The sequence below is a fragment of the Streptomyces sp. NPDC004561 genome (assembly GCF_053602155.1).
Genome location: NZ_JBSGDB010000740.1, coordinates 1 through 2,915, shown reverse-complemented (window position 1 = coordinate 2,915; position 2,915 = coordinate 1). Strand labels below are relative to the sequence as shown.

At 74.9% G+C, this 2,915-nt stretch carries 3 protein-coding genes and 1 pseudogene; 2 read left to right on the top strand and 2 right to left on the bottom strand.

The window, feature by feature from the left end; genetic code table 11:
* On the top strand, positions 1-418 hold a 418-nt coding region (locus tag ACWEN3_RS44515; RefSeq protein WP_452983860.1), incomplete at its 5' end, for a 4Fe-4S dicluster domain-containing protein.
* On the opposite strand, the gene ACWEN3_RS44510 is transcribed toward ACWEN3_RS44515, so the two are convergent.
* Both ACWEN3_RS44510 and ACWEN3_RS44505 read right to left on the bottom strand, forming a co-directional pair.
* A complete protein-coding gene (locus tag ACWEN3_RS44510) occupies positions 399-701 on the bottom strand; it encodes a hypothetical protein (protein WP_452983857.1) in 303 nt (100 codons plus the stop codon). The two genes, ACWEN3_RS44515 and ACWEN3_RS44510, sit on opposite strands and share 20 nt — an antisense overlap.
* Before the next feature lie 39 nt (positions 702-740).
* Positions 741-1,898: a hypothetical protein gene (locus ACWEN3_RS44505; protein ID WP_452983854.1), complete on the bottom strand. Its 1,158-nt coding sequence runs from the start codon at positions 1,896-1,898 to the stop codon at positions 741-743.
* Between the two features lie 80 nt (positions 1,899-1,978).
* Here ACWEN3_RS44505 and ACWEN3_RS44500 point away from each other — a divergent pair.
* A pseudogene (locus tag ACWEN3_RS44500) lies at positions 1,979-2,915 on the top strand (hypothetical protein); the annotation flags it as partial.

Below are 2,915 nucleotides of genomic sequence, written 5' to 3'. Positions count from 1 at the left end.
CGTCCCGCCCCCCGGGCTCGGCCCCGGCGAGTACCGCATGTCCCAGGAGGACGTGGACCGCTCGCAGGAGTTCCGCAAGTGCATCGAGTGCTACCTGTGCCAGAACACCTGCCATGTGGTGCGCGATCACGAGGAGAACAAGCCCGCGTTCGCCGGCCCGCGATTCCTCATGCGGATCGCCGAACTCGACATGCATCCCCTGGACGCGGCCGCCGAGACCGGCCTGGACCGCAAGCGCGCGGCCCAGGACGAGCACGGCCTCGGCTACTGCAACATCACCAAGTGCTGCACCGAGGTCTGCCCCGAGGGCATCAGGATCACGGACAACGCCCTGATCCCCCTGAAGGAGCGGGCCGTGGACCGCAAGTACGACCCGCTGGTGTGGCTGGGCTCGAAGATCAGGAGGCGCTCGTCGTAGTGGCGCGGCCCGGGCGCTGGGCGAGCATCTGAAGGCCCAGCGCCCCCATGAACAGGAACCAGCCGACGAGCGGGAGCACGTCGAACCTGTGCGGGAGCGCCCCGAGGAACATCCAGAGGGCCAGCCCGACCGCCCCGGTCAGCTGGCCGTACCCCCACAGCTTCGGCCGCAGGATCCGGCGCCGGCCCAGCGGGATCACCCATCCGGTCGTGATGCCCGCGACGCCGAAGCCCACCATCAGCGCCACGACCAGGGCTGCCGCGACCACCAGGAACATGTGCATGACGACGATGGTCCCAGCGGGACCGGAATCGCGCCAGGGTCATGCGCACCAGCCCTCCCGGTACGCCCGCCAGTCCGCCTCCGTCGCCGTGAAGTCCACGTACAGGGCGACGCCGAAGCGGGCGCGCCCGGCGTCGGTGCGGGACAGGCCGAGACGGGCGCCCCGCACGGCGGCCGGTACGGTCTCGGCGCTCGCCCGGTGGCCCATGTTGTCGGTGTGGTAGAAGGGCAGCCCCATCAGCAGATCCGTGGTCCTGGGGGTGACCTCCAGGGCGAGTGACGTCTGCTCGGCCACATAGCCGCCGTACAGGCTCGGCAGCGGCTGCGCGGTGTCGTACGACATCACCGCGATCTGGTCGACCCGGCGCGCCACCTGCCCGAAGTAGGCCTGCGACCACCACTTGGGGTGCCCGGTGAACGCCCCGGCGAGGGAGTGGAAGGCGGGCAGCGGGTCGATCTGGTGGGCGGCCACGGAGAGCAGCGCGTGCCGGGCCCGGGTGAGGGCGCGCAGGTCGTCCAGCAGGGACAGGTAGTCCCGGTCGCCGGAGTGGAGGGGCTCCAGGTCGAAGTGGGCGCCGTCGAAACCGGCGGCGAGGACTCGGCGGGTGGTGGCGACGATCGCCGTACGCGTTGCGGGGCGCTCCAGGCGCAGGCCGTCGGGGGTCTCGGTGGCCAGCCTGTCGCCGAGCCAGGCCTGGACGCGGACGCCGGGCAGTTCCCGGTGCACGGCCGCGATCAGCCAACGGGCCTTCGGATACGCCGACTCGGACAGCGTGCCGTCGTGCTCCAGCGGTCCCGAGTGGACGAACAGATCGCGTACGCCGGTGCCGCGCAGCCGCCGGGCCAGCGCCTCGACGTCCCGGTCCGTCCTGCGGCCGTCGACCCAGGCGTGCCCCAGCCAGAGGGCGTCCCGGTCCCGGGTGCGGGTGCCGGGGGCCGGATGCCCGGCGTAGTCGAGGCGAAGGCCGGTCTCGGCGGCGAGAAGGGCGAGGAGGAGCAGGAGCAGGAGCAGCGCGAGCGCGGTGAGCGCCCGGCGCAGCGGGCCGCGGCGGACGGCCGGTCCGCGCCGCCGGGGGCCGACGCGCCACCGGCGCTCCCCCGGCGTCCCGGCGCCGCTCTCCCCCGCGCCGGGCCCGGCCGCGTCCCCGTCCGTCCCGCCGCCGGCCGGTGCCGGTGCCGGAGCCGTCTCCTCGCCCATTCCGTCTCCCTGTCCGCCTGGTCCCCCACCCGTATCCATCCCGCTCGCGAAGCCGCCTACCTGCCCATACGCTCCGAAATGTGACGTCCTCCCTGATCCGGGGCCGGCCCCGGCGCGCCAAGGCGCACATACGGATGCGGGTGGCGCATGCCGTGCTGGGCGCCCTGGTGGGGGTGGGGTGGCTGCTGCTGCCGTTGATGACGGTCGGCGCCGAAGGGCCGGTTCCCGCCGGCCCCGCCACGACGGCGGCGGGCCCGCGGGCCGCGGGACAGGACGAGACGTCCACGGCCGACCTCGTCCTGCCGCTCGTCGCCGGGGTCGCGGCCGTGGTGCTGGCCGGCTACGGGTATCTGCGCCGCACCCGGCGCGCCCGGACCCGTACGACACCGGGGATCGTCTCGGTGCACCCGCCCGCCCCCGCGCTCGCAGACTCCGAACGCCAGGCCCGGGCCGCCCTGGTCCTCGCCGACGACTGCGTACGGACCAGCGGGGAGGAACTCTCCTTCGTCCAGGGCCGGTTCGAGGCGCTGGAGACCGACCCCTTCCGCCACGCCCTGCGGTCCGCCGGGACCGAGCTGGCGGCCGCGTTCGCGATGTGGCGGCGGTACGAACAGGGCGTGCCGCGGGAACCGGCCGCGCGACGGCAGGCACTGGTGGGCGTGGTCGGCCGGTGCGCGGAGGCGGGCCGCCGGCTGGACGCGGAGGCGGCCGCCCTGGACCGGTTGCGCGGGCTGGAGGGGCCCCGGCTCTACTCGGCGCTGGAGCCGGCCGAGGCCCGCTTCAGGGAGCTGGCGGCACGGACGGTGACCGCGCAGGACACCCTGGCGGCCCTCCACGAGCGGTACGCGCCCTCGGCCGTGGATCCCGTCACCGGCTACGTCGAACAGGCCAAGGACCGGCTGGTGTTCGCCACCGCCCGCCTCAACGAGGCCCGCCAGGCGGCCGACGCGGGCGCCGGCGACCGGGCCGCCCGGCAACTGCGCGCCGGTGAGGGCGCGGTGGCTCAGGCGGCGGTCC

Coding starts and splice junctions, on each gene's coding strand:
- ACWEN3_RS44510 (WP_452983857.1), bottom strand. CDS start 701: ATGCACATGTTCCTGGTGGTCGCGGCAGCCCTGGTCGTGGCGCTGATG.
- ACWEN3_RS44505 (WP_452983854.1), bottom strand. CDS start 1,898: ATGGGCGAGGAGACGGCTCCGGCACCGGCACCGGCCGGCGGCGGGACG.